Below are 19,669 nucleotides of genomic sequence, written 5' to 3'. Positions count from 1 at the left end.
AATCGACACATTTCGAGGTACAAATACGTCTCAGCGGCGCACGTTAGCGCCGATGCCTGATGGAGGCTCGTCCCCCGCCTCGTCAGACAACAGGACAAAGGCTCCATCCCCCCTCTCCGGCCTTTGTCCCAAAAAGCAGCCGCCATGGCCAGCCCCCCTCCAGGCCATGGCGGCTTATTTTTTGCCCCGCTTCCAACCCCGCCCCGCATTCCTGCAATCGTGTATTTCCAAACTGCCCCGGCTTGGCCTATGGTCCGCGCACATCATTCGTGAAAGACCGAGGACCTCCCATGACCGAACTTGAAACGCTCCTGAAGCGCGCTGACGACAACCTGCCCTCCAGCCTCGACAAGCTGTTCGCGCTCCTGCGTATTCCCTCGATTTCCACCGACCCGGCCTACCGGAAGAATTGTGCCGAAGCCGCCGACTGGCTGGTGGGCGAACTGAAAACGCTCGGCTTTTCCGCCATCGCCTACACCACCAAGGGCCACCCCATGGTCGTCGGCACCTCGGAAAACGCGCCGGAAGGCGCGCCGCATGTGCTGTTTTACGGCCATTACGACGTCCAGCCGGTCGATCCGCTGGAGCTTTGGGAAAGCGATCCGTTTACGCCGGAAATCCGCGATGCCGGCAATGGCCGCAAGATCATCACCGGGCGCGGCACCAGCGATGACAAGGGTCAGTTGATGACCTTCCTTCAGGCCTGCCGCGCCTATCGCGAGGAAAATGCCGAGCTTCCGGTGAAGATCACCGTGATGTTCGAGGGCGAGGAGGAATCCGGTTCACCGTCGCTTCCGGCCTTCATCGAGGAGCATGGCGACCTGATCAAGGCCGATTTCGCGCTGGTCTGCGATACCGGCATGTGGGACCGCGAAACGCCGGCCATCGCCGCGACGTTGCGCGGCCTTGTCGGCGACGAAGTGGTGATCACCGCGGCCGACCGCGATCTTCACTCCGGCTTTTTCGGCGGCGCGGCGGCGAACCCGATCCATATCCTCGCCGATATCCTTGCCGGTCTTCACGACGAGACCGGCCGTGTGACCCTTCCAGGCTTTTATGACGGGGTCGAGGAAACGCCGGAAGAGGTCAAGAAGAGCTGGGAGCAGCTCGGCGAATCAGATCAGCGTTTTCTGGGCGAGATCGGCCTTTCCAAGCCTGCCGGCGAAAAGGGCCGCTCGGTGCTGGAACTCACCTGGACCCGGCCGACGGCGGAAGTGAATGGGATTACCGGCGGCTATACCGGCGAGGGCTTCAAGACCGTGATCGCGGCCAGGGCCTCGGCAAAGGTCTCCTTCCGCCTCGTCGGCACGCAGGACCCGGCCAAGATCCGCGACAGTTTCCGGAGCTATGTCCGCTCGAAAATTCCGGAAGACTGCAAGGTCGAGTTCCATCCCCATGGCGGCTCGCCGGCCATTCATCTCGATTACAACGCCCCTTTCCTGAAAAAGGCGCAGCAGGCCTTGTCCGAGGAATGGCCGAAACCCGCCGTCGTCATCGGCATGGGCGGCTCGATCCCGATCGTCGGCGATTTCCAGAAGAAGCTCGGCATGGATTCGTTGCTCGTCGGCTTCGGGCTCAATGACGACCGCATCCATTCGCCGAACGAGAAATACGAGCTGAGTTCCTTTCACAAGGGCATCCGCTCCTGGATCCGCATTCTCGACGCGCTGGCGAAGTGAAACGGCGGTCCCGGAGGCGGCGTTCAGGTTACGTTAACGCTGCCTTTGATCTGTTGCGCCCGGGGCATTGTGCCGGACCGCTCTTTCACGCGACTTTAACGGCACACGGCTAGTCTCGTATGCGAACACGGAAGGTGAGCAGTTCCACCGCCATGGCCGGAAAGAAGAAAAAGCGCAGCAGGACCGAACCAACCCTTGGCGGCACGCCCGCCGGGGCCGGCCGAAAGCCTGCGAAACGGAAAGGCGCCGCAAAGGGCAGAAGCGCCCGGTCCCGCGCATCCGAGCGGGGCCTTTTGGCGCGCGCGCTGCGCTTCGTCCTCTACTGGGGCATGGTCGCCGCTGTCTGGGGCGGCGTCTTGGTCATCGGCATCGTCATCTATTACGGGGCCAAGCTGCCGCCGGTTGACGAATGGGCGGTGCCCGACCGCGCGCCCAACGTCAAGATCGTCGCCAATGACGGCTCGCTGATCGCCAATCGCGGCGCGACCGGCGGCGAGGCGGTATCGATCGACGAGATGTCGCCCTTCATCCCCATGGCGGTCGTCGCCATCGAGGACCGGCGTTATTATTCCCATTTCGGCGTCGACCCGATCGGGCTCGCGCGCGCCATGGTGACCAATATCCAGCATGGCGATGTCGTGCAGGGCGGCTCGACGCTGACCCAGCAACTGGCCAAGAACGTGCTCCTCTCCCACGCACAGACGCTGGAGCGCAAGGTGCAGGAAGCGCTGATGGCGCTGTGGCTGGAGCATAGATACTCCAAGGAGCAGATCCTTGCGATGTATCTGAACCGCGTCTATTTCGGCTCCGGCGCCTATGGCGTGGAGGCCGCCTCGCAGCGCTATTTCGACAAGTCCGCCCGCGACGTGACCCTGGGTGAAGCCGCTCTTCTCGCGGGCCTCCTGAAGGCGCCGTCAAGGCTTTCGCCGGCCCGCGACCCGGAAGCGGCGGAAGCGCGCGCCCAGGTGGTTCTGGCCGCCATGCATGACCAGGACATGATCGACGACAGCGACATGGCGACCGCGATGGCGCGCGAACCGACGCGGGCGCCGAGCTACTGGTCGGGCGCGGAACATTATGTCGCCGACATGGTGATGGCCCGGCTCGAGCCGCTGATCGGCGAGATCACAACCGATATCGTCGTCCGCACCACGATCGATCCCGGCCTCGAGCGCGACGCCGAGGAGAGCCTGAAGTCTGCCCTCGATGCCTCGGGCAAAAAGGACCGCGTCGAGCAGGGCGCGCTGGTGGCCGTTGACGCAACGGGCGCGGTCAGGGCGCTGGTCGGCGGGCGCGACTATTCCAAGAGCCAGTTCAACCGCGCCGTGACGGCGAAACGCCAGCCGGGCTCCGCCTTCAAGCCCTTCGTCTATGCCGCGGCGCTTGAGATCGGCGACCGGCCAAGCTCGGTGCGCAATGACGCGCCGATCACCATCGACGACTGGACGCCGGAAAACTACGAGAAAACCTATTCCGGGCCGATGACGCTGACGACGGCGCTTGCCCATTCGGTCAACACCATTGCCGCGCAACTGGTGATGGAGGCAAGCCCCGGCGGGGTGGCCGACATGGCGCGCAGGCTCGGCATCACCTCCGATATCACCGCCAATGCCTCTATCGCGCTCGGCACGTCGGAGGTCTCGCTGATCGAGCTGACGGGGGCCTATGCGGCCTTCATGAATGGCGGCTTCAAGGCGACGCCCTATGTGATCGAGACGGTGGAGACCACCGGCGGCAAAACGCTCTACCAGGCCGACCATGCCGGCCAGCCGCGCGTGCTCTCGCCGCAGATCGCCGCCAACATGAACGCCATGCTGATGCGCGTGGTGACCGAGGGCACCGGCAGCGCGGCGCAGATCCCGGGCTGGCAGGTCGCCGGCAAGACCGGGACGACGCAATCCTCCCGCGACGCGCTCTTCGTCGGCTTTACCGCAAACCTGACCACCGGCGTCTGGGTCGGCAATGACGACAATTCGCCGATGCGCAATGTCACGGGCGGCAAGCTGCCGGCAAAAATCTGGCACGATTTCATGGCGCGTGCCCACAAGGGCCTTTCGCCCGAACCGCTTTACGGCGGCGGCAGGCTGATCGAGCCGAAACCCCGGCAGGCACCGGCGGCAGGGGAAGACGGCAACCCCAAAACGCTGGTCGAACTGCTTGGCCGCCTCGGCGAGGGCGAAAGCGCCCCGCCCGCCGATGTGGGCGAGGCGAAACCGCAGCCTGCAGAACACAAGCGCCGCACGATCATGCAGATTCTCGGCGGGGGCTGAGGCAGACCCGCGTTCAGGACGATTTGATGCGTTTCTCGAAGCGACGGTCTGGCGCCCTCAGCCAGCGGCGAACGCGCTGGATCAGCCTGCGTTTGATCTTGTGTCCGGCGCTTTCAGCCCAGGGCGTCTGGTTTCGATAATCCCAGTAGAATTCGGTGAAGGGGTGGGTACATTTGGTGTGCCACGGCTTATTCGCGTCCATGAAGTGCACGATTGCCGGAAAGCGCGCCGCTTCAAAAGCCTCCTCCGCGCTATAGGCCGGTTCCAGCGCGTTTGACCGATAGATGCGGGTGCCGGCATTCCAGGCCAGCGGCAGTTCCTTGGTGTCATTGCAGAACAGGATGTTGAGAATGTCCTGGTCCTGCGAAATGATATAGGGACCCTGGCGGCGAAAGATCTCTAGGATCGCGTCGGCCAGCGCCATTTCGCGAAAGCGCGCGACATCAAACACCATGACCCCGGCGTTGAAATAGCGATGCGCTGCGTTAAGCCTCAGCCGGCGGGCCTGGGGCAGGCCGGCGTCATCGGCGGCGCCGGCAACGGGATGCCCTTCCAGGTCGATCGCCCACAACTTCTCCAGCGGCTCGATGATGACGGTATCGGCGTCAAGATAGATCACCTTTTGCACTTCGGGGGGAAGATAGTGGTGCATCACCAGACGGTAATAGGTGGCGATCGAGATGTAGTCACGGTTGAGCGGCAGCCAGCGCAAGTCTCGGTCATCGATTTCGATGAAATCGATACGCCCGCCCGCGCCCTTGACAAGTCCCTCGAGCCTTTCGCGATTGCCGGCGGAGATATTGTGTCCGTTCAGGACAAGAAAACGCAGGCGCGAAGGCCTTGTGCTCGTCGTGAGGGCCGAGAGTATGGTGACGGCGGCGTGCGGCACATAATTATCGTCCACCGCGAGCGCGACATTGATATCATCATCAGCGTCGCTGCCTCCCCGATCGGCGACGCGCACCCGATCCCGTTTTTGCCGCGCCTCCAGAAGGACTTTTTGAGGAGAGACCGGCGGGCGCGCCCTGATGCCCCAGGTCAGCGGAAGTTCCCGCACCCTGGCCCCATGGACGGATTTCGCATAGGCGACATAGGCACAGGTCAGGTATTCAGCCAGGAACCCGCCGAGGCGCGACTGGTATGAATCATAGCCGGAGACGTCCATCCTCTGCTGTGCCGCCTCGAGCATGTCGATCAGGAAATCGGCATATTCCAGAAAGAACGGTCGCCGCATCACCGAGATCGAATTGAAGAACAGCTTTCGTCCGGTCAGTATCTGCACGAGATAGGGATAGATGTGCGGTGCGCGCTCCTTGACGATATCCTCCAGCACGGCCATGTCCCCTGCATGGTGTTGATGCGCAAAGAAATCCGAAGCGGTCATAATCACATCCGGCAGGCCCGGAACATAGAGCGTTCGCGCCGGCGGCGTCAGGATATCCACGCTCTCACAGGCTTTTTCGATCAGGTCGTCGCGCCACCCATATTTCTCATAGGTTTCATCGGAAATCTCTTCGAATGAAAGGCCGCGCGGCTTCTTCTCGGCAAAGGCAAGGAGCCTGCGATAGTGCATCTGACCGTAATATTCGGCCTCCACATTGTGGCGCATCCAGTAAAGCGCGGTCAGCTCGCTCCAGAACAGGTTCTCGCGTGAATTGTTCTCGCCGGTATCGTCCCCGATCGCGCCCTCGACATGAAACCGCCCGAGCGCCCGGCCGGCCTGGATCGGGGTGAGATACGCGGTCTTTACCAGCGGAGCCGGTTTGAAATAGACGACCGAGATGAAGATTTTTCTGGAGATCATGCGATGGTCTTGGCCATGGTTTCAGCGAAGCGGCTCGCCCGGACCACGATCCGGTCCCGGCATCCGGCGACGAGGGCTCATGTCCTGACAAACACATCAAAACTATGCGGAAGATAGCCGGCCACCCCTGTTCTGAGAACCCCCATAATCCAGCCAGGCACGGTTTGAGGATCGCAAGACAAAATGGGATGACGCCAGGCAAAGAAAAATGCCGCCCGACCCTGTTCAAGGCCGGACGGCGATATAGAGTACCTTGCAGTCATATCGAGACATCTGACGTCAAGCGAAACTGCGCCAAAACAAATAGATAGTGTGGATCTGCCGTGCGAGCTTACGCCGCGCGGCGATCATGGCGGCCTTCCTCGACCTCCTCGACGATCTTGGCGACAAAGGCTTCGAGATCCTTCGGCGAACGCGAGGTAATGATGCCGTTGTCGGTGACGACCGCGCTGTCCGTCCAGTTGGCCCCGGCATTCCTCATGTCGGTCTGGATCGAGTGGTAGGACGTGGCGTCGCGGCCTCTAAGAACGTCGGCCTCGACCAGAAGCCACGGGCCGTGGCAGATGGCGGCGACGACGCGCCCCGACGAGACGAATTCGCTGACGATCGAAACGGCTTTTTCCGAAGTGCGCAGCACATCCGGATTGATCTGGCCGCCGGGCAGCACGATCGCGTCATAATCGGCGACTGAGACGTCCTCGAGCGCCAGTTCAGCCTCGACGCTGTCGCCCCAGTCCTTTTCGTCCCAGCTCTTGACCGGGCCCTTTTCCAGCGAGGCCACGGTGACCGCGGCGCCGCGCTTCTTCAACTCGTCCAGCGGCACCCGCAGTTCCGAGCGCTCATATCCATGGGTGGCCATGATCAGGATTCTGGACTGATTGATGGCAGGCATGGCATCCTCCTGTCGCTGTTGCTGGTTTGGCGCGACAGCGCTCCGCTGCCGCCTTCCCCACGGAAACGCACGGAAGCCGGCCGCGTTCCCTCCACCGCGAAAGAACGCACGGCCGCAGAGAACCCGTCCGCCAAACGGACGGCGGAAATCACAGCAACGAGACAAAAGAGATCGTGTCCCATGACGTGGTGTAGCTTAGACGACCACGGCTCATCCCAGAGGGGCGGATGAGTGTCAGCTTGCTGCTGGCAGGCTGATGAGCGGATCATCGCTCATCGTGGCGATTGTCTCAAGTGTCATGTAGCGGGACCTCTGGACGGCCCATTCGTCGTTTTGCTCCAGGAGCAAGGCACCGACCAGTCTGACGATGGCGTCGTCGTTGGGGAAGATGCCAACGACTTCAGTGCGTCGCTTGATCTCGCCGTTGAGACGCTCGATCGGATTTGTCGAATGAAGCTTTGCCCAGTGCTGCCTGGGAAAGGTCATGTAGGCGAGCACGTCCTGTTCGGCGTTGTCCATGAGCGTGGCGAGTTTCGGCACCTTCGGCCTGATCTGGTCAGCGACATTGCGCCACTGGGTGCTCGCCGCCTCCGGCGTGTCCTGTGCAAACGCGGTGGCGATGAAGGCGGAGACGACGCGCCGCCCGCTCTTTCCGGCATGAGCCAATGCGTTTCTCATGAAGTGGACCCTGCAGCGCTGCCAGGTGGCGCAAAGCACCTTCGTCACGGCGGCCTTGATCCCCTCATGGGCATCGGAGACGACGAGCTTGACGCCGCGCAGCCCGCGCCTGGTCAGCTTTCGCAGGAACTCGGTCCAGATCGGCTCGGCTTCTGATGTTCCGATCTCCATGCCGAGCACTTCGCGCCGGCCGTCGGTGTTCACGCCCACCGCGATGATGACGGCGACTGAGACGATGCGCCCGCCGCGTCGGACCTTCAGATAGGTGGCATCAATCCAGAGGTAGGGCCATTCTCCTTCGATGGGCCTGTCCAGAAAGGCCTTCACCTTGTCGTCTATTTCCTCGCAAAGTCGCGAGACCTGGCTCTTGGAGATGCCCGACATGCCCATGGCTTTGACGAGATCATCGACGGACCGGGTCGAAACGCCCTGGATATAGGCTTCCTGGATGACCGCCGTCAGAGCCTTCTCCGCCATCCGGCGTGGTTCGAGAAAGCTCGGAAAATAGCTGCCGGTGCGAAGCTTGGGGATGCGCAGCTCAACGGTGCCCGCTCGCGTTTCCCAGTCTCGATCGCGGTAGCCGTTGCGCTGGGCAAGCCGGAACGTGGTCTTCTCGCCGTATCCAGCGCCTGTCTTCGCGCTCACCTCCAGCGCCATCAGTTTCTCGGCTGCAAAGCCGATCATCTCACGCAGCAAATCGGCATCAGCGCTCTTCTCAACAGCCAAGCGCAGGTTCATCATGTCGTCGGTCATCGGTGGTGTCCTTAAGGTTGGTTCTAAGCAACCCGACCCTACCGGAAATCACCGATGGCTATGAAATCCAGCTACACCACGTCATGGGACACGATCGCAAAAGAAGTGGCGCCCAGACGCGGAGTGTGTAAATCTTTTAAGACCAATTAACTAAATGTAAGTGGGATTTTGAAATTTACCATCTAACTTCAAGTCTTTTTGAGATGACTGTCCCACCGTTCTTTCTGTTTTACCGTGGACTGCCGCCGTTGGTGGGTCACTTCTTAGCAGAAATCAACAACCAGAGTTCAGGCAGAGGAAATCCGTGAGGAATTCCGGGCGTTTCTGGAAGGCGAACTGAAGTTGGCGCTGAACATGGAGAAAAACCATGTCACTCACGTTAATGATGGTTTCGTCTTTGCGTGAAATCTCATTCGCCTGACGAAGCTCGCGGTTCTCCCGTTCCAGAGCCTTCATCTTCTCAGTCACATCACTCGGCAAACCGGCGCGCTTCTCGCTATCTACCTCGGCCTTCTTCACCCATTCATTGAGTGTATGTGCCGAGCAGCCGATCTTGGCCGCTATAGAAGATACTGCCGCCCACCGGGAAGGATGCTCCGCTTCATGCTCGACCACCATTCGGACGGCGCGGGCGCGGACTTCACGAGAAAACTTGTTTGTCGTCTTGCTTGTCATAGACCTACTTCTCACGAGGTTGGGCCTCCGGCAAACCCGGCGCGGTTCACTGCAGGTCAATGGCAGCTGGTATTACTTATGAGCCGACCTCCTTGCAAGGAGGACACGCTATTCGTCGAGCTGTATTCCCGCAAAATCAACGAAGAGAAGTGAGGAACTGCAGCAAGAAAAATATTCACTTCAACTGTTGAATACGTACTTCTTGGAAAGAAGGAAGTTGAACGCTAAACCTGAGAGCGTCCCGGCGAGGAGGGCAAACACCGGCAGATGTCCAATGAACGAAGGGAAGATCAGTGACAACCCGACTGACACTGTGTAGTTGACCGCGCCTCCGATCAAATTTGCGAAAAGATATTTCAACCATTGCAGGGCAAGGTTCTGGTTTCTGTTGGTGAATGTCCATATCCGGTTCAGCAGCCAGGCTGAAGTCGCAGCACAGAGGTAACTTCCGGCCCTCGCCACAGGAAATGGGACCCCTAACCCAAGCAGAAGAGTGACCACAAGCCAGTCGACCCCGAATGCAATAGCGCCGACCATCGCAAAGCGGAAAATCATTGCTTTTTCTGGCCGTCCGTTTTGATCGGTCCGCCAGGAATCGAAAGGTATTGCATACGTTTGGCTTCTCTGCGCCCGAGGGTAACTGTATTCAATATCAGTCCGCAGAAAAACGAAAGTGCGGCAAGAGTGCTGGTGCCCGTTGCAAGTACGGCTGTCGGGAGACGCGGCACAAGCCCAGTCTGCATATAGGTAACAAATAGAGGTATAGTGATACCGACGGTCAAAAGAATTAGAAGCAGAGATATGATAGAGAAGAACTGAAGCGGCCTTTCATCTCTTACCAGGAGCAAGATGGTTGAAAGGATGTTGAAGCCATCGCTGAATGTTCTGAGTTTGCTGACCGATCCCTCAGGGCGTTCCTTGTATGGTGTGCCGATCTCTCTGATCGGCATCCGGAGCTCGAGAGCGTGAACGGTCAGTTCTGTCTCTATTTCGAAGCCTGTCGCCAGTGCCGGAAAACTCTTCACGAAGCGCCGCGAGAAAACTCTATAGCCCGAAAGCATATCTTCAAACTCACGGCCGAACACGAACTGCACAAGCGATGTCAGCATCACATTGCCAAACCGATGGCCACGACGATAAGCCTCGGTTGATCCTCCAAGCCTTCGCCCATTCACCATGTCCAAGCCTTCGCTCGCGAGTCTATCGATCAGCATCGGAGCGGATGCAGCATCATACGTGTCATCGCCGTCCACCAGCACATATATATCGGCATCGATATCAGCAAACATACGCCGGACGACGTTGCCCTTGCCCTGCCGGAACTCATCGCGCACCACTGCGCCCGCCGAAGCAGCCAGTTCCTTAGTTCTGTCGGTAGAGTTGTTGTCGTAGGCGAAAATCGTTGCATGCGGAAGAGCCTGCCTGAAGTCTGCCACAACCTTGCCGATTGTAACCTCTTCGTTATAGCAGGGGATAATTACGGCCACAGACACGGGAATAGCCCCCTGAGTTGAAAAACCTTCTGTCACGGATACCCCCGACACTTTGGAGTTGACCTTCGGCGGCTTTTATCAGGTGATGTCCGGAACGCAATATGAGTCCCAACAAAAACCTGGCGTGCTCCCAGATCCCATAACGCGGTCTCTTGCACCTTGAAAGACACGGCGGGAGTGTATGGCGCAATCATGCTCATGGTGCTCTACCTAAAAGCAGTAATCTCACCGCCTAAATGCTAGACTCGACCATTTCACGGGTCATCCGATTGCCGCGTAAGCGCACATATCTGCACGAACGGGGCGTCATCGACATTGGACACCAAGGCAGTGCACTCATCGGTGCGCTCCAGCCCGTAGTAGTCCAGTGCTTGATCCGCCGATCCTTTAAACGCTGCCGGGTATTCGAAGCCCCATAATGGCCCTTGAAAAGTTCGAACGGCATTGTCGACCATTTCCTGAAGTTTGCCTTCGCGCCCGGGGCTCGTAATATTGCTTTGGACGGCGATGGCCCTCACGCCTTCAGGCATTTCCGGAACAAGCCACGAATAGGCATAGGCATCTAGAAACAAAACCATCGCATTGTCTTCTATATCGGGGAGTTCGACCGAAACAACCTTGTCAGATGGTTTTGCTCGGCTCCACCATGGGTAATGCGTGTCGTGCATGACAAAGGCCATCAAGGCGACCATCCCGACCGTTGCGCCCACAACACGCCAGTTTTTGCCGGGCTTTCGGTCGACAGACCGACCTGCGACGAGACGCTGGACCAAAACGACAGGAAGGATCCCGCTTAAAGCTTCGATTGTCGTCAGGTAGCGATAGATCGACCACTCGATTTCCCAAAGCACATAGGAAAAAAGGCAGAAAACGGCTAAAGCCAGAAACATCCTGAAGGAGGTTGAAGTAAATGCCAACTTCCGATCGCGCACGAGGGACCATATTGCAGCAACCAGTGCAATGACGGCGGAGACAACCAGGATCAATATACGGGCATCCCGCATGTTGAGCTCGATCGCGACATGTGATTCACGAAAGGCCCAATATGCGGGGTAGAAGAGAGCCTGTATCACGCCATCGGGCTTGAACCGTTCATCGGTCCAACTGGCATGCGACGCGAAGTCCGATTTAAACACGTTGTTCATCAGAGGAAAGATCGGGTTTCCGAACTGCGCGTAGTTCTTCAGAAGCCAGTGTGCGTCGATGATCAAGAAAAGCGCAAAGCCCGAGACCGAGAACAGAAGGGCCTTCACCACAGCACCTTTGGGCGAAGCCATTTCCGTTATAAGGATTGCAAACATCAGGCCGAGAAAATAGGGGACCAGTGTCAGCTTCAGTCCGACCGATATACCTGCGATGACGCCGAGCAAAAGCACGCGAGGCAGCGCCGTCTTCTCTTCCCGCATCCATGTAAACCAGAGAGCCACCGCAAGGAAAAGCGGCAGCGCTGGGACCACGTCGGTCATCGTGGTCAGAAAGGTAGAGTATATTCCGGCCCCGAGAAGCCCGTATATCGCAATGAAGATGGAGAGAAGTCGCCAGGGTGCGCCGTCGCTTGAGCGGAAACTCCAGGCCGTTATCATGACCAAATAGGCGGCTATACCGTAGGGTATTGCTAGGATCGCGTTCAGAAGCCTCGGGTGGTCATTGAGGTCACGGAAGAGAAGGTAATAGAGGGCATCGAGCCCGTTGAAAAAATAGGTTTGCAGCTGTGCCGGAGCAATATCCAGCCCGGCTCGGTCATTCCAAGCGGCAAACCCATTATAATAATGGTATATTTTGAAGTCTGGAGACCCGTCAGTTGATATCGACAGAGATAGTATAATAAAAAAAGCCAGGAAGACTGGAAAGTAAACATAATTATTCCTGACGTACCACTGCTCTTTTGATTGGGGCTTATCCGAATTACGGTACATCGATTTACCTGCGGGATCTGATTTTTAGAATCAATTTGATACCTGCAAAAGGCGCAAAATTGAACCTATTTTTCGCACTGCGATGTCCGAAATAGAAAGCCGATCAGCGAAAACGCAGAAGATGCGCACAAATGCGTGACAACTCAAACGATCATATGATCGCGGAACTTCTCTTCCCGAAAGAGGATGGCCACCATTCGATGTGGCTCCGGTCCGGTCTGCGCTCCACTGTGTGTCGGATTCGTGTAATGCTGCAAGCACGCCCTGCTTCGGAATGGCAGCTGCAGATCTGCTCATGAGCACCTCGGGTTCATATGAGTGTATCTATGTGAGAAGAAATCAGTTGCTCCATGTGCCGCAATACTTTTGGATGGCGCTACAGACCCCGCTCATCGCTGCAATTGGCTCCAAGTTCAACCGGGTTTGAGCCTGTGCGCTTATCAAGGCCTGCCTGACTTTGCAGTTGAACCTTCAACGTTTTATCGTATCCCTAGGGGGAGCCGTTAGTCGTATGAGGTTCGACGCGGTCTTTTTTGAGCACCGGATTGAAGGTTGTCTTGTATGAGATTTTTCAAGAAAAAAGTGCGCAGTCGAACCGATGCTTCTGACGGTCATATTATTATCACTGGCACCGGCAGAACCGGTACGACATTGCTAATCCAGTTTTTTACGGTGTTGGGGTTCAACACAGGCTATGACGTGTCAGAGGCGCTTAGCTCTGTAGACCCGATATCATATGCCGGACTGGAGCGCCCGCTGATCGCTGAAAACAGCCCCTACGTGATCAAGTCTCCCTGGTATGCGGATGAGCTGATGAATGCGCTGGAATGCAAGCAGACCCGAATTCATGCCGCTCTTATCCCTATGCGAGACATTTTCTCTGCGGCTGAGAGCAGGCGCCGCGTTTCCGAGGCCGGCGCGACGGCAGGCGGTTTGTGGTATACCGACAACCCGGAAACTCAGGAAAACGCGTTGGCGTTCCAATTTTACAAAGCTGTTTATCCGCTGATCAAGTTCCGGGTTCGGACTTACTTCTTTTGCTTCCCGGACTTTGCTGAAGATTTTGGGTATTTCTGGTCAGCCATAGAACCGTTATTAAGAGAGCATGGAATCAGGCGGAGTGAGGCCCGGAAAGCCTTCCTGAAAGTCGTGAATCCGGCGAAAATTCACCGATTTTAATTTTTTGCAATTACGCATTTAAATTATACACGATATCTAAAATAATCCATATGATGGTTTATGTACAAATAGATTTCAGCAACAATAACCAAATTATTATTTTGCAAAAATTTGCCCCTTTCTCAGGTTCAGGAAAGTTATTTCCCGCATCCACGCTTTAGGAACCTATTACTTACGGCGTCGACGCCGCCTTGTCCCCCTGCCATGCAAGGTATGCATCGGGGTAGATTGGCGCAAGCCGCCGCCACAAACCGGAGCGAGACCGCAAACCTTCGGCGTCTCGTTCTGACGGTTGCGGCGAAGGCATGGCACGCTCGATGGAGGAGGCAGTCCTTGGCTGGTTCGGAGCCACGGCAATGGCTGTGGATGGGCGGAAGCCAAGGAAATCGCCGAGGTAGCGGTTGATCTCGACAATGCTGACGTGATGGATAATAAGGTCGAATTGAATTTGCAAACAGCGGTGACAAATCGGCCCCTGTGAATTATCAGAAGTTGCCAATTTCCCGGAGCCTCCAAATCCGCCATAATTGCTAAAAGCGAACCGATTACTGCACCTCAATCCAAGTTTGGGCTCGTTGGTGCACTAAACAGCCGAGTGATACATGCAGGAATTCCTTTCTCAGAACAGCTTGATTCTCCCGGAGACGATTGTTGAGTCCGGCTGGCTGGGGCACGCGCCCTTTGCGTTCCATCTTATCTCTGCGCTCGATCCCAAGGTTTTCGTCGAGCTCGGCACGCATAATGGCTTCTCCTATTTCTGCTTTTGTCAAGCCATCAAGAAGCATGATCTACGAACAGAATCCTTTGCGGTCGACACTTGGGTTGGTGATAAGCATGCCGGGTTCTATGAGGAGAGCGTGTTTGAGAGCGTGTCCCGGATTAATGAGCGGTATTCCGGTTTTTCCCAGCTTGTGCGCTCGACATTCAGCGAGGCTGTTTCACAGTTTTCCGACGGTTATATTGATCTTCTGCACATTGATGGCCGTCATTTTTACGAGGACGCTAAGAGCGATTTTGAGGAATGGCTTCCGAAGCTTTCGAACAACGCCATCGTTTTGTTTCACGATACCGAGGTCAGAGAGCGTGAGTTCGGCGTATGGAAGCTTTTTGGTGAGCTGAGTGAGAAATACCCGTCTTTCAATTTCCACCATCAGCATGGGCTCGGCGTGCTGGCCCTGGGTGAAGTCCCGGAATGTCTTGTCCCGTTCATGAATGGCGATGACGCTAGGACGACTGAGATACGAAGAGCCTACAGCATGTTGGGTGACAAGGTTGCCCGGGAATGGAACGCTCTCATCGTTAAGGCGGACCGTGATGCCCTGCGAGTAGAGACGACCGATCAGAGGCGTAAATTGGGTGACTTGGAGGTGGCTCTGAAAGAGGCAAGGACAAACGCTGACCAAAACAGGGAGCAGTGCCTAAAGCTTGCCTCCAGCTTCGACCAAGTAAAGAAGACCCTAGTCGAGGCAAGCGAGCTGAGCGATCGTCGTGGACAGCAAATAGACGATTTGCTTCACCAGATTAGTTCCTTGGCCACTCTTGTCGATCAGTACTCGGGCGAGTTGCAGCAATCGCGTTCTCGGGAAACTCAGGCTGGGACCGAGCGAATGTCTTCATTGCTGGATGTCCTGGTCTTGGAACTGCAAAGGCCAAAGTTTCGCGCCTTGCGATGGAAAGCCTCTGTTCGGCATCCTTTCTCAGGTCGTAAGCGCAGGAAATACCGGCAGAAGAAACGCGAAAAGATATTGCGGAGCCTGAATGCCTCGACGACAGCAAACAGTGTGCTACCTTCGCAATCTTCCCAGGAAACTATCGACCGAAGAAAACTCCGGTATACGGCACTTTATCGTCATCCGTTTAACGCCAAGAAGCGGAGGGCTTATCGGCAAATTCGCATCGAGCGGGCAGACTCATTCCTGCAAGCCACTGTTGTACCGATACCGGAACCTCAACCGGAGAAGGTTTGTTCATCGCGACCGGTCTCCCGGTCTCCCCGCCTGTGGTTCTATGTCGGCGACACGCTTGACTGGCTGAAAGCGCATCAAAGGTTGACAGGCGTCGGACGCGTGTCCGTCGAAATTCTGAGTGCCGCGCTGCGCGAAGAGCACGTCGATTTCGCGCCGTGCCGCACGGGAAGGTCCGACCTTGACCTGATCGGTATGAGCCGCGCCGAATTGGATGCTGATCTGCTCGCGAAGCTGGACAGTAGCTATCGCGATGCTGCTGTTAAATTCAGCGCTGCTGGGGCTCCTTCGAAAGGCGATCATGTATTCTTCACCGGTCTGGTGTGGACGCCCAAGTTCACTGCGCTTTTTCAGCATCTTTACCAAACGGGGATCGGCTTTTCGGTTCTGGTTCATGACATCATCCCTCTTGAAGGGGGCGCGGATGTCGATGAGCCGCAGTCAACACGTTTTGCGGAGTGGTTGACGGTTGCCCTGCAGACCGCAGATCGTGTTTTTGTCTCTACGGAATACGTACGCGCGCAAATTCTGCGCTGGGCTGTTCTCGAGGGAATAGAAGTCGCAGCGGAGATCGTCAAAATCCCCTTCGGGGCGCATCCGCTGAAACAAATTGCGGCACCCGAAAAGCTGCTTCAGCAGGACAAGTTCACCCGGGTTCAGGTCGATGATTTCGTGCTCAGCGTCGGAACGGTCGATGCACGCAAGAATCAGGTACTGCTGTGCCGGCTTTGGCGTATGCTGGTGAAAAGTGGGTATGATGTGCCCCAATTGGTACTAGCAGGACGCAACGACGCCGGGTTGGGCTCAGAGGACTCGGTCTATCGTGATCTGGCCGAGACAGGAAAGCTTGTTGTCCTGTCCGGATTGGACGACGAGGAAATCGCCGTGCTGACCCGAGCCTGCCGCTTCACAGCGTTTCCTTCGCTGAGCGAGGGATACGGTCTGCCGGTGGTGGAGAGCCTTCAGCAAGGCAAATTGTGCCTTGCCTCCAATCTGCCGCCTGTTATGGAGCAGGCGTCGGATCTCGTCTGGTACTTCGATCCGAATGACATTGAAGGCGCAGTCGAAGTGTTCACTAGGGCCCTCACTGACCACGATGCCGTCGCGGCAGCGGAAGGCAAAATACGGCGTGAGTTCTTCCGCCCGACATGGTCCGATGCCGTCGATACGTTGAGAAGCGAGGGCCTCAAAGCGGCCGGGTCCCTTCCTGTTCCTGTGAGCCCTGGCCGCTATCGTCCCAGTTATCCGGGAGCCGCGCAGTTCATTACCGCGCAGGTGCTGGAACGCGCGTCGCGCTGGTGCACGAGCGACAATCCGGAAGTGTCCATTCTGATTGTCAACTGGAACGCCGCACATCTTACGCTGGAGTGCATTCGTCAGATCTGGCTTAATACCGAAGGGCACACCTATGAGGTTGTGATTGTCGACAACGGTTCCGGCGAGGACGATATCGAACGCTTGTCAAAGCCAATCCCGGGCGTAACGTTCATCAAGATCGGCTGTAACCGTTTTTTCGGAGAAGCAAACAACATTGCGGCGGAAGCAGCCAGTGGAAAGTACGTTGTATTGCTAAACAATGATGCATTTCCGCAATCAGGCTGGCTGGCGGCCATGCTCCAAATGATGAATGACAACCCTACGCTCGGCGCGGTGGGGCCGATGTTCCTCTGGCCGAACGGCCGCGTTCAGGAGGCGGGTGGAACGATCAACGAAGGCGGGTATCCGGTCCGCTACGGTCGCGACCAGGAATTTCCGACCCAAGATATCCTGTCGGAGAAGTTTGTCGACTATATCTCTGCAGCGGCGCTTTTGATCGATCGAGAGATGTTCATGAAAGCTGCCGGCTTTGACCTCATCTTCGAGCCTGCTTATTACGAAGATACTGATCTGTGTTTCAAGTTGCGCGCACTCGGCAGGCCTGTTGCCTATTGCCCGGAAAGCCGAGTTATTCATATCGAGGGTGCCGCCGCGAACGGCAATACGGAGGCTGAGGTGCGGCGCAAGGCTTTGGGCGATTCCAACAGGGACAAGTTCGTCGCGCGCTGGGGCGAGTTTCTGCGCGAACGTGATGATGCAGTGCTGTCTGAAAAACTTGCGGATTTCATGCCGGATGATTGGTCATTGCCCCCGAAGGAGAGCGAAGATCTTCCGGTTGCCGTTGTTTTTTCTCCCTACTCAGTCACGCCCGGGGGCGGCGAACGTTACCTTCTGAGCGCCGCCCGGCAACTGGCGCGTACGCATAGGGTCGAAGTGGTCACGCCTTATCATTATTCCGATCTTCGCTTGCGGCAGATCGGATCGGCTTTCGAAATCGATCTTGGCATGCTGAGGTTCAAAACCCTCGCCGAGTTTAAGAAGGGCCCCGATCCGGACCTCATGCTAACGATGGGCAACGCCGCTCTGCCGCCTGTCGCGGGGCGCGGTCGCGTGAGAATCTATCACTGCCAGTTTCCGTTTCAGCTAAAGGAAAACGCCGATAGCAACGGCGCCATGTTGCAGACCTACCAGAAAGTGATGGTCAACTCGAGTTACACGGAGGAAAACTACAGAAGTCTCTGCAAAAAGGCCGGACTTCAGGTCTTGCCGACCCAGATTGTCTATCCGCCCGTTCCGTTGATCGAACCGGTAAAATCGAAGCGTCGCATGATTTTCTCCGTTGGACGTTTCTTTGTCGGCGGCCATTCGAAGCGCCAGGATCTCCAGATCGAGGCGTTGCGAAAGCTTGTCGAAGGCGGGGTGAGCGATGTGGAGTTGCATCTGGCCGGCTCGTCGTCCCCGGAGCCAAGCGATATCGATTTTCTCGCCTCTATCCGGGAGACGGCAGCCGATTTGCCTGTTTTCTTCCATATCAATTGTCCGATAGCCAGGCTCAAACAGCTTTATTCGGAGAGCCTGGTCTACTGGCACGCGACCGGCCTTGGCCGCGACCTTCAGGCTGAACCGGAGAAGGCGGAGCATTTCGGCATAAGCCTCGTCGAGGCAATGTCAGGCGGAGCGATTCCTGTGGCCCTCCGCGCTGGCGGCCCGACCGAGATCATCACCGATGGAGTTAACGGGTTCCTCTATGAGGACATAGCGGGTCTGGTTGATCAGACCAGACGCATCATGAACGACATATCGGAGGATGAGTTGCAGAGATTGAGTCTAGCGGCCCATTCCCGCGCGCTTGATTTCAGCTACAGCCGTTTCAACGATGCAATCTCCTCGCTTTTCGGGCAGCAGCTCAGATAAACAAAATCGACTAGAGTCTGTCAGGTTTATTCTGAACCATAGCCTGCATGTCTGAGATATCTGGAAGACTCCTGCGGGGTGAAGAGCTTGAGGAGCTCTCCGATGCGTCTCCATGTTGTTTCGACGGTTCGTTCGTCCGCCTTCCTGACGAGCGTCTTGAGCTTTGCGAACATCATCTCGATGGGATTGAGGTCTGGGCTGTAGGGCGGCAGGAAGAAGAGATGCGCACCGACATCGCGAACTGCATCGCGTGCCGGCTTTCCTTTATGGCTTCCCAGATTGTCGAGGATGACGATGTCACCGGCCTTGAGTGTCGGGACCAGACATTGCTGGCCCCATGCGGTAAAAGCGATGCCATTGATGGGACCGTCGAGTACGAGGGGTGCCACGTTGCCGTCGCGGTTAGCCGGCCAGGAAGGTCAGCGTCTTCCAATGACCATTGGGGGACTGTCATCTCCGGAGCAATACTCCCCAATAGTGCCGTTTGAATCTTCCCCATGCGCTGCTGCCGCCGGTCTTCCGGGGCGAGCCCCGGAAGACCGGCGGCGCGTCATCACCCATTCTTCTTCCGATGGTCGGAAGGGGGATTTTGGTGATCAAGCTGAGGGAGACAATTATGATACTGGATCTGCATCAGCAGGGGCTGACGGTGTCGGCCATTTCCAGAGAAACGGGCATCGACCGCAAGACGGTGCGCAAATACATAGAGCGTGGCCTTGAGGCTCCGGTCTATGGCCCCAGAAAGCCTCGGGCAACGGTGATTGATCCGTTTGCTTCTTATCTGCGGGAGCGCGTGAAGGCCTACCCCGGCCTGACCGGGAGCCGGCTATTTCGAGAACTGCGCGAGCGAGGCTATAAGGGCGGTTACACCGCCGTGACAGATTTTCTTCGCGATGTACGGCCTCCGGCCAGCCAGGGTTTCGAAGTGCGCTTTGAGACGCCGCCCGGCGAGCCGACCCAGGTCGATTTCGCCCAGTTTCATGTCATATTCACCGACGAACCAATGACGCCGAGGATTGTGTGGCTGTTCTCGATGGTGCTGGGGCATAGCCCCTCATCTGGGCGCGCTTCGTCATGCATCAGAACCTGCCGACGGTCCTGCGCTGCCATATCGCTGCGTTCGAAGCCCTTCAGC

11 protein-coding genes and 2 pseudogenes are annotated in these 19,669 nt (G+C 57.2%); 5 read left to right on the top strand and 8 right to left on the bottom strand.

Translation table 11 applies throughout. The annotated features are described in order from the left end of the window. Window positions 1-290 precede the first annotated feature (290 nt). Both AZF01_RS21080 and AZF01_RS21075 read left to right on the top strand, forming a co-directional pair. Complete coding sequence (locus tag AZF01_RS21080) at window positions 291-1,679, top strand: dipeptidase (RefSeq protein ID WP_024708385.1); 1,389 nt, start codon at window positions 291-293, stop codon at window positions 1,677-1,679. Between the two features lie 152 nt (window positions 1,680-1,831). After that, entirely contained in the window at window positions 1,832-3,949 is a 2,118-nt protein-coding gene (locus AZF01_RS21075) for a transglycosylase domain-containing protein (protein ID WP_024708384.1), read from the top strand. A gap of 13 nt (window positions 3,950-3,962) precedes the next feature. Here AZF01_RS21075 and AZF01_RS21070 read toward each other — a convergent pair whose 3' ends face one another. The 7 genes and pseudogenes from AZF01_RS21070 to AZF01_RS21040 all read right to left on the bottom strand — a co-directional run bounded on the left by AZF01_RS21070 (window position 3,963) and on the right by AZF01_RS21040 (window position 12,160). Continuing rightward, complete coding sequence (locus AZF01_RS21070) at window positions 3,963-5,753, bottom strand: DUF4422 domain-containing protein (RefSeq protein ID WP_024708383.1); 1,791 nt, start codon at window positions 5,751-5,753, stop codon at window positions 3,963-3,965. A 331-nt stretch (window positions 5,754-6,084) separates the two neighbouring features. Continuing rightward, window positions 6,085-6,645: a type 1 glutamine amidotransferase domain-containing protein gene (locus tag AZF01_RS21065; RefSeq protein WP_024708382.1), complete on the bottom strand. Its 561-nt coding sequence runs from the start codon at window positions 6,643-6,645 to the stop codon at window positions 6,085-6,087. Between the two features lie 234 nt (window positions 6,646-6,879). Further along, window positions 6,880-8,076, bottom strand: coding sequence for an IS256 family transposase (locus AZF01_RS21060; protein WP_061449647.1), 1,197 nt, complete (start codon window positions 8,074-8,076; stop codon window positions 6,880-6,882). A 396-nt stretch (window positions 8,077-8,472) separates the two neighbouring features. Next, window positions 8,473-8,751, bottom strand: a pseudogene (locus AZF01_RS21055) (transposase); the annotation flags it as partial. Between the two features lie 180 nt (window positions 8,752-8,931). Continuing rightward, entirely contained in the window at window positions 8,932-9,306 is a 375-nt protein-coding gene (locus tag AZF01_RS21050; protein WP_024706274.1) for a GtrA family protein, read from the bottom strand. Next, the gene (locus AZF01_RS21045; RefSeq protein WP_152534419.1) at window positions 9,303-10,280 is read right to left on the bottom strand and encodes a glycosyltransferase family 2 protein; all 978 of its coding nucleotides are present in this window, start codon (window positions 10,278-10,280) and stop codon (window positions 9,303-9,305) included. Before AZF01_RS21045 ends, AZF01_RS21050 begins: the two co-directional genes overlap by 4 nt. A 218-nt stretch (window positions 10,281-10,498) precedes the next feature. Further along, the gene (locus tag AZF01_RS21040; protein ID WP_024706276.1) at window positions 10,499-12,160 is read right to left on the bottom strand and encodes a hypothetical protein; all 1,662 of its coding nucleotides are present in this window, start codon (window positions 12,158-12,160) and stop codon (window positions 10,499-10,501) included. 561 nt (window positions 12,161-12,721) lie between these two features. Between AZF01_RS21040 and AZF01_RS21035 the strand changes: the two genes are divergently transcribed. Both AZF01_RS21035 and AZF01_RS21030 read left to right on the top strand, forming a co-directional pair. Next, window positions 12,722-13,339, top strand: a complete 618-nt coding sequence (locus AZF01_RS21035; RefSeq protein ID WP_024706277.1) for a hypothetical protein — start codon at window positions 12,722-12,724, stop codon at window positions 13,337-13,339. 602 nt (window positions 13,340-13,941) lie between these two features. Further along, window positions 13,942-18,534 carry a glycosyltransferase gene (locus AZF01_RS21030; RefSeq protein WP_024706278.1) on the top strand — a complete coding sequence of 1,531 codons (4,593 nt, stop codon included), beginning with the start codon at window positions 13,942-13,944 and terminating at the stop codon, window positions 18,532-18,534. 26 nt (window positions 18,535-18,560) lie between these two features. Here AZF01_RS21030 and AZF01_RS21025 read toward each other — a convergent pair whose 3' ends face one another. Continuing rightward, entirely contained in the window at window positions 18,561-18,923 is a 363-nt protein-coding gene (locus AZF01_RS21025; protein ID WP_210164521.1) for a transposase, read from the bottom strand. 203 nt (window positions 18,924-19,126) lie between these two features. On the opposite strand from AZF01_RS21025, the pseudogene AZF01_RS23680 reads away from it, so the two are divergent. Then, window positions 19,127-19,665 (top strand): annotated as a pseudogene (locus AZF01_RS23680) (helix-turn-helix domain-containing protein); the annotation flags it as partial. Window positions 19,666-19,669 lie beyond the last annotated feature (4 nt).

The sequence above is a fragment of the Martelella sp. AD-3 genome (assembly GCF_001578105.1).
Taxonomy (GTDB): Bacteria; Pseudomonadota; Alphaproteobacteria; order Rhizobiales; family Rhizobiaceae; genus Martelella.
This window is presented reverse-complemented; position numbering and strand designations above follow the sequence as displayed.

Coding starts and splice junctions, on each gene's coding strand:
- AZF01_RS21080 (WP_024708385.1), top strand. CDS start 291: ATGACCGAACTTGAAACGCTCCTGAAGCGCGCTGACGACAACCTGCCC.
- AZF01_RS21075 (WP_024708384.1), top strand. CDS start 1,832: ATGGCCGGAAAGAAGAAAAAGCGCAGCAGGACCGAACCAACCCTTGGC.
- AZF01_RS21070 (WP_024708383.1), bottom strand. CDS start 5,753: ATGATCTCCAGAAAAATCTTCATCTCGGTCGTCTATTTCAAACCGGCT.
- AZF01_RS21065 (WP_024708382.1), bottom strand. CDS start 6,645: ATGCCTGCCATCAATCAGTCCAGAATCCTGATCATGGCCACCCATGGA.
- AZF01_RS21060 (WP_061449647.1), bottom strand. CDS start 8,076: ATGACCGACGACATGATGAACCTGCGCTTGGCTGTTGAGAAGAGCGCT.
- AZF01_RS21050 (WP_024706274.1), bottom strand. CDS start 9,306: ATGATTTTCCGCTTTGCGATGGTCGGCGCTATTGCATTCGGGGTCGAC.
- AZF01_RS21040 (WP_024706276.1), bottom strand. CDS start 12,160: ATGTACCGTAATTCGGATAAGCCCCAATCAAAAGAGCAGTGGTACGTC.
- AZF01_RS21035 (WP_024706277.1), top strand. CDS start 12,722: ATGAGATTTTTCAAGAAAAAAGTGCGCAGTCGAACCGATGCTTCTGAC.
- AZF01_RS21030 (WP_024706278.1), top strand. CDS start 13,942: ATGCAGGAATTCCTTTCTCAGAACAGCTTGATTCTCCCGGAGACGATT.